This window comes from uncultured Haliea sp. (assembly GCF_963973825.1).
GTDB lineage: Bacteria > Pseudomonadota > Gammaproteobacteria > Pseudomonadales > Halieaceae > Haliea.
The window spans coordinates 259,857-281,676 of sequence record NZ_CAXBAE010000002.1 but is presented as its reverse complement, the minus strand read 5'-3'; the positions used below and the strand labels follow the sequence as shown (position 1 = coordinate 281,676).

Annotated in this window: 19 protein-coding genes and 2 tRNA genes; 4 read left to right on the top strand and 17 right to left on the bottom strand. The window is 63.2% G+C overall.

All coding sequences use genetic code 11. The features are described from left to right. Position 1: 1 nt before the first annotated feature. Positions 2-2,389, bottom strand: a complete 2,388-nt coding sequence (locus AACZ17_RS03820) for a TonB-dependent receptor (protein WP_290739329.1) — start codon at positions 2,387-2,389, stop codon at positions 2-4. A 139-nt stretch (positions 2,390-2,528) separates the two neighbouring features. Between AACZ17_RS03820 and AACZ17_RS03815 the strand changes: the two genes are divergently transcribed. The 3 genes from AACZ17_RS03815 (at position 2,529) to AACZ17_RS03805 (ending at position 5,609) form a co-directional block, all read left to right on the top strand. Then, positions 2,529-3,593: an AraC family transcriptional regulator gene (locus tag AACZ17_RS03815; RefSeq protein ID WP_290739326.1), complete on the top strand. Its 1,065-nt coding sequence runs from the start codon at positions 2,529-2,531 to the stop codon at positions 3,591-3,593. 160 nt (positions 3,594-3,753) lie between these two features. After that, positions 3,754-5,205, top strand: coding sequence for an NAD(P)/FAD-dependent oxidoreductase (locus tag AACZ17_RS03810; RefSeq protein WP_290739323.1), 1,452 nt, complete (start codon positions 3,754-3,756; stop codon positions 5,203-5,205). 20 nt (positions 5,206-5,225) lie between these two features. Next, positions 5,226-5,609 (top strand): c-type cytochrome, encoded by a 384-nt coding sequence (locus AACZ17_RS03805; RefSeq protein ID WP_290739320.1) that lies wholly within the window; start codon positions 5,226-5,228, stop codon positions 5,607-5,609. A 33-nt stretch (positions 5,610-5,642) separates the two neighbouring features. Here the strand turns inward: AACZ17_RS03805 and AACZ17_RS03800 are convergent, their stop codons facing one another. From AACZ17_RS03800 to AACZ17_RS03740, 13 genes are all read right to left on the bottom strand, one after another. Further along, on the bottom strand, positions 5,643-6,644 hold the full coding sequence (locus AACZ17_RS03800; RefSeq protein WP_290739317.1) for an HAD family hydrolase: 1,002 nt from the start codon (positions 6,642-6,644) through the stop codon (positions 5,643-5,645). A gap of 139 nt (positions 6,645-6,783) precedes the next feature. After that, positions 6,784-6,857, bottom strand: a tRNA-Cys gene (locus tag AACZ17_RS03795). 35 nt (positions 6,858-6,892) lie between these two features. Continuing rightward, positions 6,893-6,968: transfer RNA gene (locus AACZ17_RS03790), tRNA-Gly, on the bottom strand. Between the two features lie 185 nt (positions 6,969-7,153). Continuing rightward, entirely contained in the window at positions 7,154-7,708 is a 555-nt protein-coding gene (gene pgsA / locus AACZ17_RS03785; protein ID WP_290739737.1) for a CDP-diacylglycerol--glycerol-3-phosphate 3-phosphatidyltransferase, read from the bottom strand. A 22-nt stretch (positions 7,709-7,730) separates the two neighbouring features. After that, positions 7,731-9,557 carry an excinuclease ABC subunit UvrC gene (gene uvrC / locus AACZ17_RS03780; RefSeq protein WP_290739314.1) on the bottom strand — a complete coding sequence of 609 codons (1,827 nt, stop codon included), beginning with the start codon at positions 9,555-9,557 and terminating at the stop codon, positions 7,731-7,733. Continuing rightward, positions 9,554-10,582, bottom strand: coding sequence for a UDP-N-acetylmuramate dehydrogenase (murB, locus tag AACZ17_RS03775; RefSeq protein ID WP_290739311.1), 1,029 nt, complete (start codon positions 10,580-10,582; stop codon positions 9,554-9,556). Before murB ends, uvrC begins: the two co-directional genes overlap by 4 nt. Then, complete coding sequence (locus tag AACZ17_RS03770; RefSeq protein WP_290739308.1) at positions 10,575-11,063, bottom strand: low molecular weight protein-tyrosine-phosphatase; 489 nt, start codon at positions 11,061-11,063, stop codon at positions 10,575-10,577. Before AACZ17_RS03770 ends, murB begins: the two co-directional genes overlap by 8 nt. Further along, entirely contained in the window at positions 11,060-11,824 is a 765-nt protein-coding gene (gene kdsB / locus AACZ17_RS03765) for a 3-deoxy-manno-octulosonate cytidylyltransferase (RefSeq protein WP_290739304.1), read from the bottom strand. Before kdsB ends, AACZ17_RS03770 begins: the two co-directional genes overlap by 4 nt. Before the next feature lie 13 nt (positions 11,825-11,837). Next, positions 11,838-12,824, bottom strand: a complete 987-nt coding sequence (gene lpxK, locus AACZ17_RS03760) for a tetraacyldisaccharide 4'-kinase (protein ID WP_290739302.1) — start codon at positions 12,822-12,824, stop codon at positions 11,838-11,840. Continuing rightward, positions 12,817-14,631: a lipid A export permease/ATP-binding protein MsbA gene (gene msbA / locus AACZ17_RS03755; RefSeq protein ID WP_290739299.1), complete on the bottom strand. Its 1,815-nt coding sequence runs from the start codon at positions 14,629-14,631 to the stop codon at positions 12,817-12,819. Before msbA ends, lpxK begins: the two co-directional genes overlap by 8 nt. Beyond that, positions 14,624-15,055 carry a biopolymer transporter ExbD gene (locus AACZ17_RS03750; RefSeq protein WP_290739296.1) on the bottom strand — a complete coding sequence of 144 codons (432 nt, stop codon included), beginning with the start codon at positions 15,053-15,055 and terminating at the stop codon, positions 14,624-14,626. Before AACZ17_RS03750 ends, msbA begins: the two co-directional genes overlap by 8 nt. After that, complete coding sequence (locus AACZ17_RS03745; protein WP_290739293.1) at positions 15,052-15,675, bottom strand: MotA/TolQ/ExbB proton channel family protein; 624 nt, start codon at positions 15,673-15,675, stop codon at positions 15,052-15,054. The genes AACZ17_RS03750 and AACZ17_RS03745 overlap by 4 nt, the downstream gene beginning before the upstream one ends. Positions 15,676-15,741: 66 nt before the next feature. Further along, on the bottom strand, positions 15,742-18,039 hold the full coding sequence (locus AACZ17_RS03740) for a DNA internalization-related competence protein ComEC/Rec2 (RefSeq protein ID WP_290739290.1): 2,298 nt from the start codon (positions 18,037-18,039) through the stop codon (positions 15,742-15,744). Between the two features lie 119 nt (positions 18,040-18,158). Here AACZ17_RS03740 and AACZ17_RS03735 point away from each other — a divergent pair, with 119 nt between their 5' ends. Further along, positions 18,159-18,776 (top strand): DUF2062 domain-containing protein, encoded by a 618-nt coding sequence (locus AACZ17_RS03735; protein ID WP_290739287.1) that lies wholly within the window; start codon positions 18,159-18,161, stop codon positions 18,774-18,776. Here the strand turns inward: AACZ17_RS03735 and AACZ17_RS03730 are convergent. From AACZ17_RS03730 to AACZ17_RS03720, 3 genes are read right to left on the bottom strand one after another with little or no spacing between them, the layout of a single operon-like run. Next, positions 18,688-19,923: an FtsX-like permease family protein gene (locus AACZ17_RS03730; protein WP_290739285.1), complete on the bottom strand. Its 1,236-nt coding sequence runs from the start codon at positions 19,921-19,923 to the stop codon at positions 18,688-18,690. The two genes, AACZ17_RS03735 and AACZ17_RS03730, sit on opposite strands and share 89 nt — an antisense overlap. After that, complete coding sequence (locus tag AACZ17_RS03725; protein WP_290739283.1) at positions 19,910-20,605, bottom strand: ATP-binding cassette domain-containing protein; 696 nt, start codon at positions 20,603-20,605, stop codon at positions 19,910-19,912. Before AACZ17_RS03725 ends, AACZ17_RS03730 begins: the two co-directional genes overlap by 14 nt. Then, entirely contained in the window at positions 20,598-21,764 is a 1,167-nt protein-coding gene (locus AACZ17_RS03720) for a lipoprotein-releasing ABC transporter permease subunit (RefSeq protein ID WP_290739734.1), read from the bottom strand. Before AACZ17_RS03720 ends, AACZ17_RS03725 begins: the two co-directional genes overlap by 8 nt. Positions 21,765-21,820 lie beyond the last annotated feature (56 nt).

Here is a 21,820-nt window from a genome sequence, read left to right as displayed (position 1 = left end):
CTCAGAAATTCAGGCGCAGCTCGGCACCGTAGGTGCGCGGCGCCCCGACATGACCGTAGTCAAAGCCGAAGGTCTGCAGGTCCAGCGTAGAGGTGTAGTAATCCTCGTCGCTGACATTTTTCACCCAGACGCCCAGCTGCCAGCCCTCATCCGTCGAGAGGAAATCCAGGCGCAGATTATGCAGCCAGTATGCCTCCGAGGCGGTTCGCTCCGTGTTGTAGACATCGAAGTAGAAGTCATCGATGAAACTGGTATCGGCGCGCAGGGTGAAGGTCCCCTGCTCCAGCGTGGCGATATCCCAGGTGACAGCGAGGTTGAAGTTACTTGCCGGTGCCAGCAGCAGATCGTTGCCGGCAAGGTCGACACCGCTGAGCTCACCGCCCCTCACGTCGGTTGACAGAAGACCGAGACCCGCCTGCACAATCAGGCCCGGGCTGAGTGCAGCTTCCACCTCCACTTCCATACCGGCAATTTCGGATTCATCAATGTTGACCAGCGTCTGTATGATGCCGTCAATATTGAGGAATTGCTGGTTGTCATAGCGGTAATAGAACGCGGCCGCGTTAAGGCGCACACCACCCTGCAGGAACTCGTGTTTCACACCCAGTTCGGCACCGTCCAGAGTCTCGGGCTCCACATAGGTCAATTCGGAGGGGTCGAGAAAGGCCTGGGCATTGAACGCGCCAGAGCGATAGCCGTGGCTGACGTTGCCGTAAATCAGCGTGCCTGCCTCGCTGGTGTAATCCAGTCCCAGCTTGCCGGTCCACTCTCCCTCTGTCTCGGAGCGCTTGCCGGCCCTTGCAAACGCATCCACGGGGTCGCCGGGAATGGTGTTGAGAATCGGCGTGCCGTCAGCCGCCGCCAGAATACGCGCAGAGAAGTCGCTCAACTCGGTTTTATCCCGGGTGTAGCGCAGCCCCAGGCGCAGGGTCCACGCCTCCGACAAGGCGAGATTGCCGTCGAAGTACGCCGCCTGGCTGGTACGCTCCTGATCGAAGGCGTTGTCGAACTGACAACTGGCGGGTGCGAAGTCGGCGAGACTGAATCCCAGACTGTTCAGCGTAGCCTCCGCATTCAGTCCTGCCTCGGTAATGGGTGCGCCGAGAAACGCGGTGCCGGCAACATCGGCGCAGTCAAACGCGTCAATGCTGCCATCCAGGTTCATATCCAGGTCGCTGTAGAAACCGATGGTGGTGGCGTTGTACACCTGCTCCTGGGACCAGTACAGGCCGGCGATAAAGTTGAAAGGGCCATCGCCGCTCGACGCCAGCCTCAAGTCCTGCGTGTACTGTTCGGCCTCGCCGTAATAGGGTATCGACAGCACTTCCAGCGGCGAGCCGTCCGTGTCTTCGGGATTGAGTGCCTCTCCGTCATCCCAGGAGGTGATTGATGTGAGTTGGTAGCGATCATTCAACGCCCAGTTCACCGTCAGCGCCAACGCCTGGTTGGACAGCTCGCGCCGGGCGTCCTGATCGGATTCAAAGTCCCGAAAGTCCAGGCCATTGCGTTGATAATCGACCTTGTCCGTTGCTCCGAGCGCGTTGTACAACCCGTAGACGCCACCGCCCAGGCCGTCGGCTGAGATATTGAAGGGCTGTATGCCGTAGTTCACCGCACGCTGATCGGTTTTCGTATAGCGCAGTAGCGCCTCGACAGTGTCCGACGGCTGCCAGGCCAGGGAGACTCGCAGCCCGTACTCATCAATCGCATTGCCGTCCTCGATGCCGGGGTTGCGGTTGTCGAACCAGCCATCGGCCTCCGTCCAGGTGCCTGCAATACGCAACCCCAGGGTATCCCCCTGCAGGGGTGTATCCACCGCACCGCTGATTTCCCGGCGGTTGAAATTCCCGTAACCGAGTGTGAGGTTGCCGCTGGTCTCGCCGTAACCCGGCGTCCGGGTGATGTAGTTGACGGCGCCGCCGGTGGAGTTTTTCCCGTAGAGCGTGCCCTGCGGGCCGCGGAGAACCTCGATGCGCTCGAGATCGAATAACTGTGCGCCCTGGATGGCAGGGTTGCCTTTGTAGACCTCGTCTATGTAGGTCGCGACGGGGCTGGACTGGTTGAAGCTGTAGTCACTCATGGCGACCCCGCGCAGCGAGAAAATCGGAAACCCGTCCCCCGCCGTGTTCGTGGCCTGCAGGTTGGGTATCTGTGCTGCAATGTCGGTACCGTCCCTGAAACGGAACATCTCTATGTCGGCACCGGCGATGGCAGACACCGACACCGGCACATCCTGCAGGTTCTCACTGCGCTTCTGCGCCGTGACCACCACTTCCTCCAGCATCCCCTGCGCCGTGGCCTGCACGGCAACCGCGCTCACTGCCAGCGCGAGCGCTGAGGTGGCAAAGCCACGAAGGTGATTACCGCCGTTCAGATAAAGTGCGCGCATGCTTGTTCCCCCAGACACTGTTGATTATTTGCCGCCACGTTTCCGCTGTGGATGGTAGCGCACAGCCACGGTGACAAGTTGACTCACTTCGCCATTTCATTGACACTCCCGGCCAATATCGCTGATCCTGGATGGGTTGATGGCCACCTCGTCAGACCAATCCGATTGGGGCCTGGATGCCGGGTGGCTGATCGACTATCTCCTCAAACAGGGGCTCCGTGCGGAGGAAATCGCACGGCAAACAGGTATTCATGAACATCCCAGCACCCTGTCCTTCCTCTCCATCGATGCGTATCTCTCGCTGTTCTCATGGGCAAGTCGCTGCCTGGATCGACCGCAACTGGGGTTGGACATCTCCCGCAAGCTGCAGCCTTCGTCACTGGGCCTCTATGGCTACTTGATGGACTACTCGCCCACCGTCGGTGCCCTCTTCGAGCAGCTTGTGCACTACCAACCCATCTTCATGCGCGGCATGGGCTATACCAAACTGGTGTCGGGGGGCCAGGTGGAACTCGAATGGACAATCAACCGCCCTGCCTGCGAAGGCGTGCGCCTCGACGTCGAGTTTACGATGAGCGCCCTGGTCCGCCTGCTGCGCATCAAGGTGGGAGACGCCGCCACGCCGCTCAGGGCGACCTTCAAGCACGCGGCTTCTGCGTCCGTGGAAGACTACCATGAAGCCTTCGGCTGCGAATGTAACTTTGGGCAACAGCAGAACAGCATGCTGTTTGCCGAGTCGATGATGCAGACGCCGCTGGCAGGGGCTGACCCCCAGTTGCTCGACATCCTGAAAGTGCAGGCCGATACACTCCTGCAAGCATGGCAGCAACAGACCCGCTTCCTGGAGCGCGTGCGAGAGCTGATTGCTCGCACATTCGACCAGCCCGACGGTGGTGTGACGCTGGTCGCACAGCAACTGAACCTGTCACCGCGCACACTCAACCGGCGTCTCGCGAAAGAGGGCAGCAGTTACCAGCGCCTCCGTGAGGAGGTCGTGGTGCACATGGCCAAACGGGCACTCTCGGAATCACAGACGCCCATCGCTCTGATTGCCGGGGAGCTCGGTTTTTCAGAATCCAGCGCATTCATTCGTGCCTTCAGGCGAGCGGTGGGCGTCACGCCGCGCAACTATCGCGCCGAGGTGAAGCGCATACAGGGTGGCATAACGCCCGCTTCAGGGGCGGCGCGGGAATCCACCTCCTGACCTCTCCTCTTTCACTCGCCGGCACGGAACGGCGCTGCAGTGCCCTAGTTGGCGCATTGCGTCGATCATTTGGCGGAAAATGTCCAACATCCCGGTATGCCATCAGGTAGCCTTGGTGGCTTGCAGCATCGAATAACAGCCACACAGGGAGACTACATCAATGAGCGAAGACAAGGTGACGCCCGAGCAGGGCCCTGGCTTGAATCGACGGCGTTTTCTGGGCGGTGCGACGGCAATCACGGCAGGCGCGGCGGGTCTGGTGTCCGGCCCACAGCAGGCCGTTGCGGTGTCAGGCGCAGAACAGGCCTGCAAGACTCCGGGCTGCGATTACGATGTGGTGGTCATTGGCGGCGGCAACGCCGGCGCAGCCGCCGCCAGGGACAGTATGAAGAACGGTTATCGGACCCTGTTGCTCGAAGCACGCAACCGGCTGGGGGGCCGCACGTTCTCCGCTGATCTGGATGGCGATCCCGTGGAATTGGGCGGGTTCTGGATACACCACACGCAACCCTTCGTTTGGGCGGAGAAGGAGCGTTATGGCCTGGCGATCAAGGAAACGCCCGGCGCCGTCCCGGACAGCATGGTCCTGACCATCAACGGGCAACGTCAGGAGCTGAACGAGGCGCAAATCATGGAGGCGGTCATGGGCTGGCAGGCATTCACCGATGCCGGACGCGCCATCCTGCCACGCAACTGGGATCTTCTGCATAACGCACCTGCGGCGCTGGAGGCGGACGCCATCAGTGTCAGCGACAAACTTCGCGAGGCCGATTTAAGCGACTTCCAGAAAGATTTCATCCGCGCCGTGGTGGCTACCATGGCGCACAACTCGCCAGACGCCATGTCCTACCTGGAGATGCTGCGGTGGCACCAGTGTGGTGGCGGCTACTTCCCGACCTTCATGGACTCTGTCGCGCGCTTCAGCCTCAAAGATGGTACCGCCGCCCTCGTAGAGCACATGATCGCCGACGGCAGCCCCGAGGTTCGCCTGTCAACGCCCGTGAAGTCCGTGCAGGACACCGGGAACCTGGTGCGTGTGCAAACGACAAACGGCGATGTGATCAAAGCAGGCGCTGTCATCTGCTGCCTGCCGATGAATACCATATTCAATATCGACTTCACCCCACCGCTGCCGGAAGGCGTGGTCGAGGCGGGCAAAGAACGCCACACGGGTGTCGGCTTCAAACTTTACGTGAAAGTGAAAGGGGATGTCGGCAACGTGCTCAGCTTTGCCGCCGATGGTCCCCTGGACTACCTCATGACGTACAAACAGGCCCCGGATTACACGCTGCTGGTGGGCTTTGGCCAGAATCCGGATGCGCTTGATGTCTACGACGACGAGGCTGTGCAGGCGGCGGTTGATGCGCTCATTCCCGGTGCAGAGCTGCTCAGTTCCCTGAGCTACGATTGGAACAATGACCCCTATGCCCGTGGGACCTACTGCTCGTACCGCCCCGGCTGGGTGGCGAAGTATTACGATGTGTTCCAGAAAGACCAGGGTAGAGTGCTGTTTGGCTCATCGGATCATGGAGAAGGCTGGCGCGGTTTCATTGATGGCGCCATCGGTGCCGGAATTCTCGCCGCAGAGCGTGCCCGGGTTTTGCTGGGTTAGGGGGCAGGATGCGCGGTGCAATGTGGTTTTCTCTGGCGCCGGCGGCGGTACTCGCGGTGCTGCTGGCAAGCGGGCTTGCCCCCGCACACGCCGATGACCTGCGGGCAGAGGGGAAAAAGCAGTTTGCCAAGTGTGCGGCGTGCCATTCCATGGCGCCGGAGGTGCACCTCATGGGGCCCAGCCTCGCTGGCCTCAACGGGCGCGAAGCGGGTAGTGTGGAAGGGTTTGCCTTTTCTCCCGCGATGCAGGATTCTGGCCTGGTATGGGGGCGAGACTCGCTTTCGCAGTTCCTTGCCGCGCCGGCTGACGCCATACCCGGCAACCTGATGCCCTTTGGTGGCCTGCGCAAGGCGGAACAGAGAGACGCCCTGGTGACCTACCTTCTCGAGGCTGACGCACCTTAGCCGCGTGCCGGAAGGCAGGACTGAACGTGGCGATCAATCCTGCCGTTTCGGAAACACTGCTTTCCAGTCGCGCTGCATATCGATGACCGTCCAGCCACGCGCACGCGCTTCGTCCAGCCCCTTGTCCAACCTGCCAACGTGTGATTCCCGGTCGTAGGCCCACTCGCGCTCGGCGTCAGTGTGATGCAGATATAACATGAAGCGAGGCCCCTGCCCCGCCGCCGTGTACTGCAGCATTTGCAGGTCACCGTCAGAGTTACCGGAGGCGAATACGGGTCGGCGCCCGATATGGCTATTGATACCTACAGGCTTGCCCTCCTTGTCATCGATAAACCGGATTTCCGGCAGGCGCACCAGAACCGGCTTGCCCTCCCGCAACGCGAACTCCGTGACCACGCTGCTGCCGACGACCTGTTCCGGGGGTATGCCATAGACAGCTTCGGTCCAGGGGCGCATGAACTCAATGCCTCCGCCCGAGACAATGAACGTCTTGAAATCATTGGCCCGCAAGTAAGCCAGCAATTCCAGCATGGGCTGGTACACCATGTCAGTGAACAGCCGTCCGGTCTCCGGGTGCCGCGCGTTCGCAATCCAGTCGCGCACCAGCACCGCGAATTCGTCGGTGGTCATGCCCGCGTGTGTCGTCATGATCAATTCATTGATCGCCGGCATGCCCCCGGCAAGCGCTGCCTTGACATCCCCCTTGAGCAGGGACGCAAAGGGCTCTTGGGATTCCCACTCCGGGTGCTGCGGCGCCAACGCCTTCACCCGGTCAATGGCAAAGAACAGCTGGAAATACATTGGTTGCTCGGCCCAGAGGTTGCCGTCGTTGTCGAAGGTTGCAATGCGTTCTGCGGGTGGAATGTAGTCCTCAGAGCCGGTTTCTGTAACGCGCTCGACGAAGGCGGTGATTGAGGACTTCGTGGCACCCTCCTGCCAGGACGGGAGTGGATCCGGCTCCGCCGCCGTGGCGGATAAAGCGGCAAGCAGCAATACCATGGCAGCCGTCAGCTGCCCGTACCTATCTCGTTTCATAAGGATACAGCGCCCTCTGCAGTCCGGTCAGGCTACAATCCTGCCCCGCCGTGGCACATAACACAAGCGATCCGGCCTATCGGACTACCGAGTATTCCGCTAAATAACGCATAGACGCCAGTGGTGAGCTGGAAGATGATGGAGGCTCGGGTCGGAATCGAACCGGCGTTGACGGATTTGCAATCCGCTGCATAACCACTCTGCCACCGAGCCTTGATTGTCACTGTACCAGGCGGTACAGAGGGGGTTGGAGCGGGAAACCGGGTTCGAACCGGCGACCTCAACCTTGGCAAGGTTGCGCTCTACCAACTGAGCTATTCCCGCTTTACTGCTTCGTTACTGCTGTGTCCCCGGTCGCCGGAACCGTCGAGGCTTCGCGCCCCGCCACAACCTTGCCAAGGTTGCGCTCTACCAACTGAGCTATTCCCGCAACATCAAACAGCCTTGAGGGCCGCGTGAGGGCGCCTATTCTAGGGCCTGTTACCGCCCTGTCAAGAACAATGCTGGGCTCATTGTCCGCGCATGACCTCTGCCGCGGCGCGCAGATAAATCACCATGGACCACAAGGTGAGTACGGCGGCGGCGTAGAGCATGAAGTAACAGAGTGCCTGCAAGGCGTTGCCGTGAACAGTGGGATCAATTGCCAGCAGGCCGATAATGGCGATCATCTGGAACGCGGTTTTCACCTTACCGATGTAAGATACGGCCACCGAGGTGCGCTGCCCGAGTTCCGCCATCCACTCACGCAGCGCCGAGACCACAATCTCCCGGCCGATGATCACGCTGGCGGCGAGGGTGAGCAGGATAGTGTTGTGCCGTTCCACCAGCAGCACCAGTGCCACGGCCACCATCAGCTTGTCGGCAACCGGGTCGAGGAACGCCCCGAACTTGGTCATCTGCCCCAGACGCCGGGCAAGGTAACCGTCCAGCCAGTCCGTCACCGCAGCGACGCTGAACACGCCCGCCGCAACGAGCAGATGGTGCTGGAAAGGCAGATAGAACACCACAACCAACACCGGTATGAGGAATATCCGCATCAGGGTCAGCGTGTTGGGTATGTTGATGCTCAAGAGGGCGTTCGCTCCGTTACTGGCCACTGCCGTGGAGGTGATCGTATATCTGTTGCGCCAGGGTCGCACTAATTCCGTTGATTTTCTTCAACTCATCGACGTTGGCGTTCGCCACGCCGCTGGCACTGCCGAAATGCCGTAGCAGCTCCCGGCGGCGTTTGGCCCCTACTCCGGGAATCCCCTCCAGTGAGGACCGCTGGCGGGCCTTGTCGCGCCGCGCCCGATGCCCGGTTATGGCGAAGCGGTGTGCCTCGTCGCGTATCGATTGTATCAGGTGCAGCGCGGGGCTATCCCCGCGCAGTCGGGTTTCACGCCCTGTATCGCCACGGATCAGCGTTTCAAAACCGGCTTTGCGGGTGACCCCCTTGGCAACCCCGACGACCTCAATGCTGTTCAACTGCAATGCCTCGAGCACCTGCATGGCCTGCGCAACCTGCCCTTTGCCACCGTCGATGAAGAGGATGTCAGGCAGGCTACCCTCCCCGTCCTTCAGCCGTCGGTAGCGTCGCTCCAGCGCCTGCTGCATGGCCGCGTAGTCATCGCCGCCGGTAATGCCGTCAATATTGAAGCGCCGATAGTCGGATTTACGCGGACCGTTCTGGTCAAAGACCACGCAGGAAGCCACCGTGGCCTCACCGGAGCTGTGGCTGATATCGAAGCATTCCATGCGTTCCGGCAGTGCCGGCAGATCCAGTAGTTCCTGTATCGCCTGCAGGCGCTCCAGGGTGGATTGCCGGCCGGCCAGATGTGACTGCAGGTTGGTCTCGGCGGTCTGTCGGGCAAGCTGCATCCAGCGCGCTCTCGCATCGCGGACGTTGGCCCGGATACGCACGCGACGGCCGGCCTGATGGGTCAGGGCCGCCGCCAGGGCTTCGCTGTCATCCGGCAGGTCGGTGACGATGATCTCGCCCGGTATGGGCCGTCCGCCCGCCAGGTAGAACTGGGGCAGGAAGGCCGCGAGAACCTCAGCGCCTGTCTCGTCCAGTTTGAGAGGCGGGTACCAGGTTTTACTGCCCAGAACCTGCGCGTTGCGCACGAACAGCACCTGCACACAGGCCCGTCCTCCATCGACGGCGACGGCGAGTATGTCCAGTTCCCCGCTGGCGCCCTCGATGCCCTGGCTGGCCTGGACATGCTGGAGCTGACTGATCTGGTCGCGATACACGGCAGCCTTTTCATACTCCAGCGCCGCCGCGGCCTGCTCCATGTCATCCGCGAGCCGCACAAGCAACTCCTGCGATTTACCCCCCAGAAACAACGCCGTGTTCTGGACCTGCTCTGCATACGCCTCGGCCGACACCAGGTTGACGCAGGGCGCCGTGCAACGGTCGATCTGGTGCTGCAGGCAGGGTCGCGAGCGATTGCGAAAGAAGCTGTCCTCGCACTGCCGTACGCGAAACACCTTTTGCAGAAAGTGCAGTGATTCACGCACCGACGAGGCTGAGGGATAGGGTCCGAAGTAGCTGCCCTTGCGCCGTTTCCGCCCCCGGTGCAGGCTCAGGCGGGGGAACTCGTCGTCGGTGGAAAGGTAGATGTACGGATAGGATTTGTCGTCACGCAGCAGTATGTTGTAGGGCGGCCTGTGGCTCTTGATCAGATTGTGTTCCAGCAGCAGGGCGTCCACTTCCGTCGAGGTGACCGTGACCTGGATGTCCCGGATTCGCGCCACCAGCGCCATGGTCTTGGTCGTGAGCCCGCTGGCGCGGAAATAACTGCTGACCCGCGCTTTCAGGTTGCGGGCCTTGCCCACATACAACAGTTCGGCGTCGGCACCGTACATCTGGTAAACGCCCGGGCGCGTGGTGAGCTGTTTCAGGAAGCTCTCGGCGTCGAAATCAGTCACCGCTCCACCCCGTAGACGCGCGGCTCCAGTTCCAGGTGCACCGCAAACTGCTGCGCGACGGTGGCCTGGATTTCGGCGGCCAGGGCCAGCAGGGGCGGTGCTGTATTCGCACCGTAGTTGACCAGCACCAGCGCGTGCCCGGGATGCACGCCGACGCCTCCCGACCGGCGGCCTTTCCAGCCCGCTTGTTCAATCAGCCAGGCCGCTGCGAGCTTGCAGTGCCGGGCATCCAGCGGAAACACCGGCAAGTCCGGATACCGGCCGCGCAGTGCATCGGCGTGATCTCGGGAGACGATCGGATTCTTGAAGAAACTGCCCACGTTGGGCTGCAGCGCTGGGTCCGGCAAGCGTGCGCGGCGCAGTGCGACCACGGCGTCGAATACCTCTTGCGGACTCGCATTGTCGCCGCAACCTCGCGCCCCCAGCGCCGCGCTCAGTGCGGGATAGTCGGTGTTGGTCGCCGGCCTGCGTGCCAGCCGCAGGTCGACATGGGTAATGACCACACTGTCAACCAGCGCCCGCTTGAACACGCTGTCCCGGTAGGCAAATTCACACTCGGCAGCGCTGAGGGTCAGCGGTGTGCCATCGCTAACACGGCGTGCGTGAACGGCGACCACAAAAGTCGCGACTTCACGGCCATAGGCACCGATATTCTGGATAGGCGCCGCGCCGACGGTGCCGGGGATCAGCGCCAGGTTCTCGAGGCCGTAGTAACCACGCGACAATGTCCACACCACGAGCGCGTGCCAGTTTTCACCGGCGCCAACGCGCAGCGTGATGAACTCGCGTCCGTCTTCCAGCAGCTCCCGCCCCGACAGCCGCACGAGCAGGGCCAAGGCATCCAGCTGCGGCTGTAGCACCACATTGCTGCCTTCGCCAAGCGGCAGCACCGGCAATGCCCGGGCCCGCGCCCACGCCAGCACGGACTCAACCTCGGCGACCGAGTATACGCTGCGCAGTGCCTGCGCCTGTGCACGCAGACGCAGGGTATTCGGCGGCTGTAGGGAGTCGAGGGCATCATCCATGCTGCAGCAGCTCAGCCAGCAAACCGTCACTGGCCGCCTCGACCAGTTCCAGCACCCGCAGAAATCCGTCACCTTCGCCGTAGTACGGATCCGGTACTTCGCGTTCCGGAAGGTCGGGGGCAAAATCCAGGAACAGCCCGATGTGCCCCGCGTAATCGAGCGGCGACTCCCGGCGCAGCACCTCCAGGTTGGACTCGTCCATCGCCAGCATGTAATCGAAGGTGTAATAGTCTTCCCAGCACAACGGGCGTGCGCGCAGTGCCTCGAGATCGTAACCACGACGTTTCGCGGCGGCGATACTGCGCGGATCCGGCGGCTTGCCGCTGTGCCAGTCAGCGGTGCCACAGGAGTCTGCGTGTATGCGGTGCTCAAGCCCGCGGTCTGCAAGCAGCTTCCTGAACACACCCTCGGCGGTGGGCGAGCGACAAATATTGCCCAGGCAGACGAACAGCACGCGCTGGGTAGAGGGCAACGCGCTCACGGCGAGACCCCGAAGCGCGCGCGGACCGCTGCCAGGTCATCGGGCGTGTCCACCCCACCGGGTACCTCGGCGACGGCCTCAGCAACGTGGATACGCACGCCGTGATACAGGGCCCGCAGCTGCTCCAGCTGTTCCAGCTGTTCCGGCGGCGCAGGGGACCAGCCAACATACTCCTGGAGGAAGCTGACCCGGTAGGCATAGATACCCACGTGCCGGAACCAGGCACCTTCCGCGGGCAGGCTTGCACCGGCTACGGCGAAGGCATCACGCGGCCACGGCACCGGTGCCCGACTGAAGTAGAGCGCCCTGCCCTGCGCATCGCTTACGACTTTCACCGCATTCGGATCACGCAAGGTCTCCAGCGTTGTGATCGGTACGCACAGGGTGGCAATGCCGCATGCGGGATGGGCCGCGAGATTGCCTGCGACCTGGTCGATGACGGCAGGCGGAATCAGGGGCTCATCACCCTGCACGTTGACCACGATGGCGTCCGCCGGCAGCTGCAGCAGGTGCGCAACCTGTGCCAGACGATCTGTCCCCGAGGGATGAGCGGAATCGGTCAGCAGCGCGTCGGCACCAAAGCGTTCCGCGGCCTGGACAATGCGCGCGTCGTCAGTCGCCACGACCACGCGGTCTGCCCCACTCTGCCGCGCCTGCTCCCAGACTCGCTGGACCATGGGCTGGCCTGCAATATCCAGCAGGGGTTTGCCGGGCAGTCGGGTTGAGGCGTAGCGTGCGGGGATGACAACGGTGAAATGCATAGTATCTACAGGCTCAAGGCGTCCGGGTTGCCAGTGCGGCAATACGTTCGACGACGGTCTCGGGCAAGCGCGCACTGATCTTCAGATACCAGTGATTCTCGCCTGCGAACGCCCGACATTTTACCGCGTCCTTCTCGGTCATGATAACCGGAGCGTCGTCCAGTGCGGTGATATCTGTGGCGCTGAACCGGTGGTGATCCGGAAAATTGTGTGCGATGACGCGATAGCCCATCGCCGTGAGCGTGGCCTGGAACTGCTGTGGCTGGCCGATGCCGGCGACCGCGTGCACCTGCGCACCCGCTCCGGGAGGGCGTTGCCCCGGCATGGGCCGCAGCGCAAACACCCCGTCAACCTCCAGGGTGACACCCGTCTCTACCGCCGTGCCCCCGCGCCACAGCAGCGCATCCACCGTTTCCAGGCGAGACGGCGGTTCGCGGAGTGGACCTGCCGGCAAACAGAAACCGTTGCCCACGCCGCGCTCTGCATCCAGTACGGCGATCTCGAAGTCCCGCGCGAGGGCGTAATGCTGCAGGCCATCGTCACAGAGCACGATATCCACGGGGTGCGAGGCCAGCAGGCTGCGCACCGCTGCGGGGCGATCAGGGTCTACAACGCAGGGGGCGCCGGTGCGCTGGAATATCAGCAGCGGCTCGTCGCCGCAATCGCCAGCGCTGCTGGTCGCGGAGACGGTATGTGGAAAGCCGCCGGCCATTGCGCCGTAGCCGCGACTGACCACCCCCGGACGCAGGCCCCGCGCTTGCAGTGCCTCGACCAGCGCGACGATGATCGGAGTCTTGCCGGTACCGCCCAGGGTAATATTGCCGACGATCACCACGGGGACTGGCGCCCGGTAGGCCCTGTACACCCCGAGCCGGTAAAGCAGCCGTCGCAGCCCCGTCACAGCGCGGTAGAGCACCTCCAGCGGCCGCAACAGCCAGGTCCACCAGGCGCCCTCATACCAGCCTCGCAGCAGGGCCGCTTCCAGCCCTGGGCTAGTCACTGAACTCCTGATGATACAGCTGCGCGTACAGACCGCCCTCGGCCAGTAGCTCCTCGTGACTTCCGGCGGCCACAATGCGCCCCGCATCCATCACCACGATACGGTCGGCCCGTTCCACCGTGGACAGGCGATGGGCGATAACAATGCTGGTGCGATTGCGCATGATGGTATCCAGGGCCCGTTGAATCCGGTGTTCCGACTCATTGTCCAGGGCCGACGTCGCCTCGTCCAGAATGAGCACCGGCGCGTCCTTGAGGATGGCTCGGGCAATCGCCAGCCGCTGGCGCTGGCCACCGCTCAGCCCACCGCCATCGTCACCCAGTTCGGTGTCCAGGCCGTCGGGGAGCCGCTCGATGAACTCGAGGGCGTGGGCCGACTGGCAGGCCGCGATCACGTCCTCCCGGCTGGCGCCGGACAGGTCGCCGTAGGCGACGTTGTTGATTACGCTGTCCTGGAACAGGGTGACGTCCTGGGACACCATCGCCAGCTGGCGGCGCAGGTTCGCCAATTCGTAATCCGCGATGGAGACGCCGTCCAGGGTGATATCGCCGTTCTGCAGCGGGTAAAAGCGTGCAAGCAGCTGGATCAGCGTGCTCTTGCCACTGCCCGAGCGACCGACCAGCGCCACCGCCTCCCCCGCCCGGATACTCAGGTTGAGTCCGCTGAGGACCTCCTGCGTGGTACCGGGGTAGGTGAAGCTCACGTCGCGCAGCACGATGTCACCCCGAGCGCGTTCCACGCGGTAGATTCCCGTGTCCTGCTCGTCATCCAAGTCCAGCTGGGCGAAGATGTCCTCGGCGGCCGCCAGGCCCCGCTGGATGATGCTCTGGATGCTGCTCACCTGGCGAATTGGCTTGCCCAGCAGGCCCGCGGCCGTCAAAAAAGCGACCAGGGAACCCGCGCTGAAACCGCTGAGGATTTCCGGGTTGAGCGCGAACCAGACCAGTGCGCCCAGTGCGATGGACAGCATGGTCTGTATCACCGGGGTGCTGAAGGCATCGACAAAGGCCAGCTTCAGGCTTTGATTGCGATTGTACTCACTGGCGGCGGCAAAGCGCGCACTCTGCTGCGCCTGCCCCCCGAACAGGCGCACTTCCCGGTAGCCGCCAATGCTTTCATTGGACACCTGGGTGACATCGCCCATGGAATCCTGGATTCGCCGACTGTAGCGCCGGAAGTGCTTGCCCACAACGCTTACCACCACCGCGATACAGGGGGCGACCAGCATAAACACCAGGCTTAGACGCCAGTTGAGGTAGAACAGATACCCCAACAGGCCGATGACCGTGAGGCCTTCGCCGACCACCACTTTCAGCGCCTTGGTTGCGGCGCCGGTGATCTGCTCAACGTTGTAGGTAATCTTGGAAATCAGCACCCCCTGGCTGTTGTTGTCGTAGTAGCTGCTGGGCGCCAGTTGCATCTTGTCGAACAATTCAATGCGCAGCTGGTGAATCAGGTTGCGGGCCACATGGTTCATGAAGTAGTTGCCGGCGAAGTAACCCATGGAACGGGTGAAGGCCAGCACGATCATGGCAATGGGTACCCCGATACGGGCAAACTCAAGCCGTGTCATGTCGCCCGCGTCCAACAGCGCATAGGCAGCGCGCGCGACCAGGCCGGACTCGGCCTTGTCTGACTCATTGAGTGAATCGAGCAGGAACTGCATGAGGTCGGCCAGCAGCACATTGCCGATGGAATACACCACATAGCCGGCAATACTGAGCGCGAACAGATACCAGTAGGGCAACACATAGGAGATAAGCCGCCGATACAGCTGCCAGTCGCTGGGGCGCTCCCGGTCAGTCACTGGCTGCTGCCTCGGCAGGCATCCGGGTACTGATGTTCATGTGCACAAAGCCCATCTGGCCCGCGGCATCCATGGCGCGCACCACATCCTGGTGCGCTGCCTGCGCATCGGCTGCAATCACCAGTGGCAGGGTCGTGTCGCCCGCAGACACTTTGTAGATCGCCGCCTGCAGTGTCCGCATGCGGTTGTCCACCAGCGGCTGCCCGTTGACGCGGTAGCGCCCTGCTTCGTCCACCAGCACCTCTACCTGCTGCTCGGTGACTTCCCTGGGCTCGCCGTTGGCCTCGGGCAGATCGAGGGTAAGCTGGGTTTCGCGGGTGAAGGTTGTCGACACCATGAAGAAAATGAGCAGGAGAAATACCACATCGATCAGCGGCGTGAGGTTCACGCCAACTTCGGCGGCTTGCTGGCGGCGAAATTTCAAGCGCGCTCGTCCCGCCGCTCATCGTTGTGCAGGGCATCCATCAGCTTGATGGTCTCCTGCTCCAGCCCCACCACGATGGCGTCAATGCGACCGACGAAATAGCGATGCATGACCAGGGCCGGAATCGCTACCGCAAGGCCTGCCGCCGTGGTGATCAGCGCTTCGGAAATACCACCGGCCAGCGCGCTGGCATTACCCGTGCCCTGAGCCATGATCTGCGCGAAAACCTTGATCATGCCGACCACGGTGCCCAGCAGCCCGAGCAGGGGCGCAACCGCCGCAATGGTGCCCAGGGTATTCAGGTAGCGTTCCAGGTCGTGTACGACGTGGCTCGCGGCGTCCTGGATACTCTCTTTCATCACCTCGCGGCCGTGATTGGCATTGGCCAGCCCCGCCGCCAGTATGCGCCCCAACGGAGATGACTGCCGCAGGCTGCGCAAACGCTGCGTGTCCAGCTCCCCGGCCTTCAACTGCTTCCACACGGTAGCGAGCAGGTGCGGCGGCGCAATCTTCTTCGGGTTCAGTGTGTACAGGCGTTCAACGCAGATCGCCAGCGCGAGGATAGAGCAGAGCAGGATCAGCACCATCAGCCAACCGCCCGCCGTTACGAGTTCCAGCACAATCGATATCCATTGCCAGTGTGGCCTGCATTATACGCACAGGCCCGAGGCCTGCGAAACTGCGCACTAGTGCTTCCAGTAGCGCGTTTGCAAGGTCCGGTGCTGCAGCAGGACGGGTGGTTTACCGGGCACCAGTACCCACTCAAGCGCCCCGGCCTGCGCCGTGCTGAGGGTGTCGATGCCCAGCGCTTGATGCCGCTGCACCACCCTGGCAGCCGGGTGACCGAAGGCGTTGGCCCGTCCATGGGTATAGATCACCCGCTGTGGTCGGACATGCCCGAGCCAGGCCCAGGACGACGAGGTCTTGCTTCCGTGATGGGGTGCCAGGGCAAGGCGGCTGTGCAGATGTTCGCCCCAGTAGCGGACCAGCGCGCGCTCTCGCTGCGCGCTAATATCACCCGGTAGCAGCAGCTCGATACCCGGCAGCACGGCGCGCAGCACGCAGGAGCCATCGTTGCGACTGAGGTGCTCGCCGGGCGCCGGTGCCAGCAGCTGAAAGCGCACGTCCTCGCGCCATTGCCAGGCATGGCCCGCGCGGCAGGGTTGGGCGCCCGGGGTGTCCGAGAGGTCGGCGCCAACCAGAAGACTGACAGGTGACAGAGCTGCCTGCAGACTGGCGAGTCCGGCACTGTGGTCGCGGTCACCGTGGCTGACCAGGAGCGTGTCGAGACGGCGGATACCGCGCTGGCGCAGCACAGGGATTACCGCACGCTCAGCCACCGATACGCCGCCCGGAGGGCCCCCACCGGTATCGTAGAGCAGTGCCTGCTCACGGTCGTACAGCAACACTGACGTCCCCTGCCCGACATCCAGCACGATCACATGCACCGCCTGCGGACTGGCGACCCGGTGGTCGGCAAAGGGCAGCAACAGGGGCAGCGGTAGTATCAGCAGCAACGCCTTGCAGGGCCAGCGCAGGGGTAGCCAGGCCAGCGCTGGCGCCGCAGCGGCCAGACCCAGGGCAAGCGGTGTCGCCGCAAGCACCCGATATACGACTTCCGGATAGCGCTCCGCCACCGCGCTCACTGCCGGGAGCAACTGCTCAAACGGCCACGCGGCGAGGCGCCAGAGCAGGTCGGCGAGGCCACTCCCCAGCAGAGCAAGCAGTGTTCCGGCAAGGACCAGAGGCACCACAAACGCTCCGACCAGTGGCACCAGCAGGGCGTTGCTGATGGCAGCGAGCAGGCTGGCGCCACCGAACCAGGCACCGCTGAGAGGCAGCATTGCGACGGCCATGAAGCCATGGGCATGTAACCAGCCACCCCGCCTGCGCCGCCAGGCACTGAACCAGAGCAGGCACGCCACCGCGGAAAACGACAGCCAGAAACCCGCGCCCAGTACGGCCAGTGGATTGGTGACCACCAGCACCACGGCGGCGAGCAACAGGTTATGCCCGGTGAATGCGGGGCGGCCGCAGAGGCGCGCACAGAGCAGCGTGACCGACATCAGCCACGCTCGCGATGTCGCCAGTGAAAAGCCCGCCAGTGCGGTATACACCGTTGCGAGAATCAATGCCGCCAGCGGCGCCGGCAGATGATTCCATCGGGACACACCGCACATGAGCAGGAGACGGGCAAAACCGCCCCCCAGTAGCAGGCCACAGGCGGCGACCATCCCCACGTGCAACCCGGAGATCACCAGCAGGTGGCCGACACCGAATTGCTGGAATACCCGCCACAGCCCCGGGTCCAGCGCGCTGCGATCGGCGACGGCCAGCGCCGCGAGTATCGGCGACGCGGGGCCGGCGCCCTGCGAACGGCTGATCCTTTCGCTGAGATGCCGTCGCAGCCGCTGGTGCGCGGTGCGCCAGTCACCCGCCTGCAGGCGCTGTGCCGACGCCGTGCCGCTGACGCTGCCCACCGCATCGATGCCCGCTTCGGCGAGCCAGCGCTGGCGGTTACTCGCGCCGGGGTTCTCGAGGCCCCAGGGCAGGCGTAACCGGACCAGGAATCGCCAGTGTTCCCCCGGCAACAGTGGGAGGCCGGTGCTTTCCGTCAATAGCAGCTGTTGCGGGCCGGAACAGCCGTTACCCAGCGGCTGTTCCAGCTCAAGGTGGAAGCGTTGCCATTGGCGCCCATCGGCCTCCACATATTTCTGCGGCAAGCCCGACACACGGCCCTCGACCCACAGCGGCAGGCGCTCGCAGGCAACCGGGAGCTGCCCTGCCTGCCAGGCCTGGGCGTGGCTGGCGCCCACCGCAAGGCCCATCAGCAGCGCTGCACACAGCCGATGGAGTCCGCTGCGGCCTTGCCAGGCAGCTACCGCCAGGGTCGCGAGCAGGGGCGGCAACCACGCGGGCCCCACCTGTGAGGCCAGGGAAAAGAGCACCACGCCGACGAGAAACGCCGTCAGCAGCGCGGGCATCGGTGGTTTGCCGGGGGTTTTGCCGCCATAATACGCGCAGGATTGACCGGGTGGTTATCAGCGCGCACTGAAACACGATGTAGCCCCTTCAATACACACCAAAATCAACCAGACTGCACATGCCAAGAAAAACCCTGAAACAGTGGCTCCCCACGCCCAGCCGCATTCGCGCCATTGACAGTCTGCGCGTGCTGGGGGACTGGATTTACCAACCCAATCTTTGGCACATCAATCGCTTTTCTGCATCCATGGCGTTTTTCGTCGGGGTCTTCGTGGCCTTCCTCCCGGTACCCGGGCAGATGCTGGTGGCCGCCGTGCTGGCAGTGTTATTGCGCTGCAATCTGCCCATGTCCGTGGCGCTGGTGTGGATCACCAACCCGGTAACCATGCCGGCGGTGTTCTACCTCTCCTACAGGGTCGGTGCACTGCTGATTGATGCACCGGTGCATGTGCTGGAGTTTGAACTCAGCCTTGGCTGGATAACCGATCGCATAGAGATGATCTGGAAGCCCCTGCTGGTAGGCAGCCTGCTTTGCGGCCTGCTGTTTGGCTCACTGGGTTATACAGCGGTCAACCTTCTGTGGCGCTGGCGGGTCGGCCACCATTGGCGCAAACGCCAGGCCCGGCGCAAGGCCCGGGCGCAAACGCCTACACCCGCTCCTGATGCAGAATCTGCGCCGGCGCAAGGCGTGCAGCGCGCCGCGCCGGATACAGCGCGGCCAACACGCAAAGCATAAGCGCCACCAGCGACACCCACGCCACGTCCGACGCCAGTATTTCCACCGGGAGAAAGGATACCGGATACACGTCGGTGCTGAGGAAGCGTATATCCAGCAGCTGTTCCAGCCCCATAACCAGATGGGGAATACCGAGGCTCAAGAGTACCCCGAACAGGCTGCCCAGCAATGCCCCGATCAGGCCGATCATCGCGCCCTGCAGAAGAAAGATGCCGGTGATGTCTGCTCCGGACGCACCCAGAGTGCGCAGAATTGCGATATCCCCCTGCTTGTCGAACACGACCAGCACCAGGGAGGAAACCACGTTGAAGGCGGCAACGCCTATGATGGAGAACAACAGAATACTGACCAGGTCCCGCGACAGCTGGATCGCGGAATACAGGTTTCCGTGGGTCATCATCCAGTTTGTGGTGTAGTAGCCCGGCGGCAGGTCGGCCAGCAGAGACCAGCCAAGGCCGTGGACATTGAACAGATCCGGCACGCGCACCTGTAGGCCTGTTATCCCGCCCGAGAGCCCCGCGAGCTCCGAGGCCAGCTCCAGGGGCACAACGGCAGCGGACTCGTCCAGCTCCGTGCCTGTTGACAGCAGGCCCACCAGGGTGACCGCAGCAAACCGCGTCCCCGCCGGGTTCGCGCTGTCCGTGCCGGGGACAATCAGGGTCAGCGAATTACCGGGAGCTGCGCCCAAGCGATTCGCAAGACCGCTGCCCAGGAGCAGTCCCGAGGGTTCTGCGGCGAAGCGCTCCTGCAGAGCGCGATCCAACGCCGCCAGCAAGCCCTCCTGCCCTGCGCCGGACAGCCCTATGCCGACGCCCGTTTCAATGTCGCGGCCGCGCATGAACAAGGCGTCGAACTGTACAAACGGTTGCACCGATTGTACGTCCGGCCGCGCGCGTATTGCAGACGCAACCGGCTGCCAGTCGATCAGCGGATCGGTAGCATAAACGCTGATGTGCGGCACGAGCGCCAGGATCCGCTCGCGCATTTCCTTGTCAAAACCGTTCATCACCGAAAGCACCGCAATCAGCAGCGCAATTGCAAGGATCAGGCCCAGCGCCGAGAGCGACGCAAGAAACGTCGACAGGTAGCCGCGTCCAAACGCAAAGCTGTAGCGCAGGGCGATACGCCCCTGGTCACGCAGCCGCATCGGCCTGTTCCCGCAGGGCACCCTGTCGCAACTCCAGCGTTCGATCCATGCACCGCGCGATGTGCGGATCGTGTGTGACCACAATGAACCCGGTACGTGCAGCGCTCAGGGAGTCAATCAGGGCGAGAACCTGCTGCGCTGACTCCGGGTCCAGATTTCCCGTGGGTTCGTCCATCAATACGCAATCGGGCCGCGTGACAAGGGCTCGGGCAATCGCCACGCGCTGACGCTCCCCGCCCGACAACTCACCGGGCCGATGCTGCAAGCGGTGCTGCATGCCGACCTGCTCGAGCACGGCCTCTGCCGACTTCCACGCGCTGCGCCGCCGCGTTCCGCCAATCAACAGCGGCATGGCCACATTTTCCCTGGCGTCGAACTCCGGTAGCAGGTGGTGAAACTGGTAGACAAAGCCCAGATGCTGGTTGCGCCAGCGACACAGGGCGCGCTCCCCCAGCTCGGCGAGATCCTGACCGCGAATCAGTACCCGCCCCGTTGTGGGCGAATCCAGGCCACCGAGCAGATTGAGCAGCGTCGATTTTCCGGACCCCGATGCGCCCACAATGGCGACTTTCTCCCCGTCTCGCAGCGCCAGCTCAACCTGGCTCAGAACCTGCACCTCGCGCGTGCCATCCCGATAGACACGGCCCAACTGCTCGCATCGCAGCACCATTGCATCATTCATAACGTAACACCTCAGCCGGTGCGATACGCGAGGCCCGCCAGGCGGGGTAAACACTCGCCAGAAGACTCAGCAACAGGGATGCGGCAATCACCGCCGCAACATCCTGCCACTGCAAACGCGCCGGTAACTCGCTGATAAAATAAACGGAGGGATCAAACAGCTTCACACCCAGCCACTGCTCCAGGGTCGCCGTGATCCGGGCAATGTGGCTCGCCAGCACCACACCCAGCGCGGCACCGACGCCAATGCCGGTGCAGGCAAGGCCCAAGCCGTGGGCAAGAAAAATCGCCATGATGCCGCCCGCGCGGGCCCCCATGGTGCGCAATACCGCAATATCACCGCGTTTTTCAGCCACCGCCATAACCAGCGTGGATACGATGTTGAATGCCGCCACGGCGACCACGCTGAGCAGTAACAGCCCGACCATGATTTTTTCCATTTTGACCGCGCGAAACAGGCTACCCTGGGTTTGTGTCCAGTCGCGGGCGAGCAATCCGGGGGCCAGGGATTGCTGGAGAGCGGCCAACTGACGCGGTGCCTGCATCAGGTCGACGGTGCGCAGCTGTATACCGTCCACGCCTTCGCCCGCGCCGAACAGCCGCTGCCCCGTTTCCAGCGACACGTAGGCCTGATAGCCATCGGGCTGGGCGTTGACAGCAAACAGCCCGACCACACGGAGGCGTTTACTGCGCGGAAAAGTGCCCAGCGGCGTAACCGTAAGGCTGGGTAGCGTGACATCCAGCGTGTCGCCGGGTGCGACTCCCAGGCCGCGCGCCAGGCCCGTGCCCAGGACGACGCTGAACGGTTGTTGCAGGTCGGTCAGGGTGCCGCTCTGCATCGCTTCATTGACACCCGACACAGCCGCCTGGCGTTGTACATCGATAGCGGTCAGGCTGGCACCGCGCAGGGTTCCATGGCCCGAGAGAATCACCTTGTCCGTGAGGTACGGCGCTACGGCGACCACACCGGGCTGCAGGGCAAGCGCTTCAGCCAGCTGCGGCCAGCCCTCGATGCGCCCCTCGGCGGCCACCACAAACCCGTGGGGCACCAACGCAAGGATGCGATCACGCAGTTCCGCGGCGAAGCCGTTCATGATGGACAACACGGTTATCAGGCTCGCGACGCCGAGCACCATGCCCAGCATGGACACCGTCGCGATGACACTGGCGAAGCGGTTGCGCCGTCGGCTGAAGCTGTAGCGCAGGCCAACGAAAA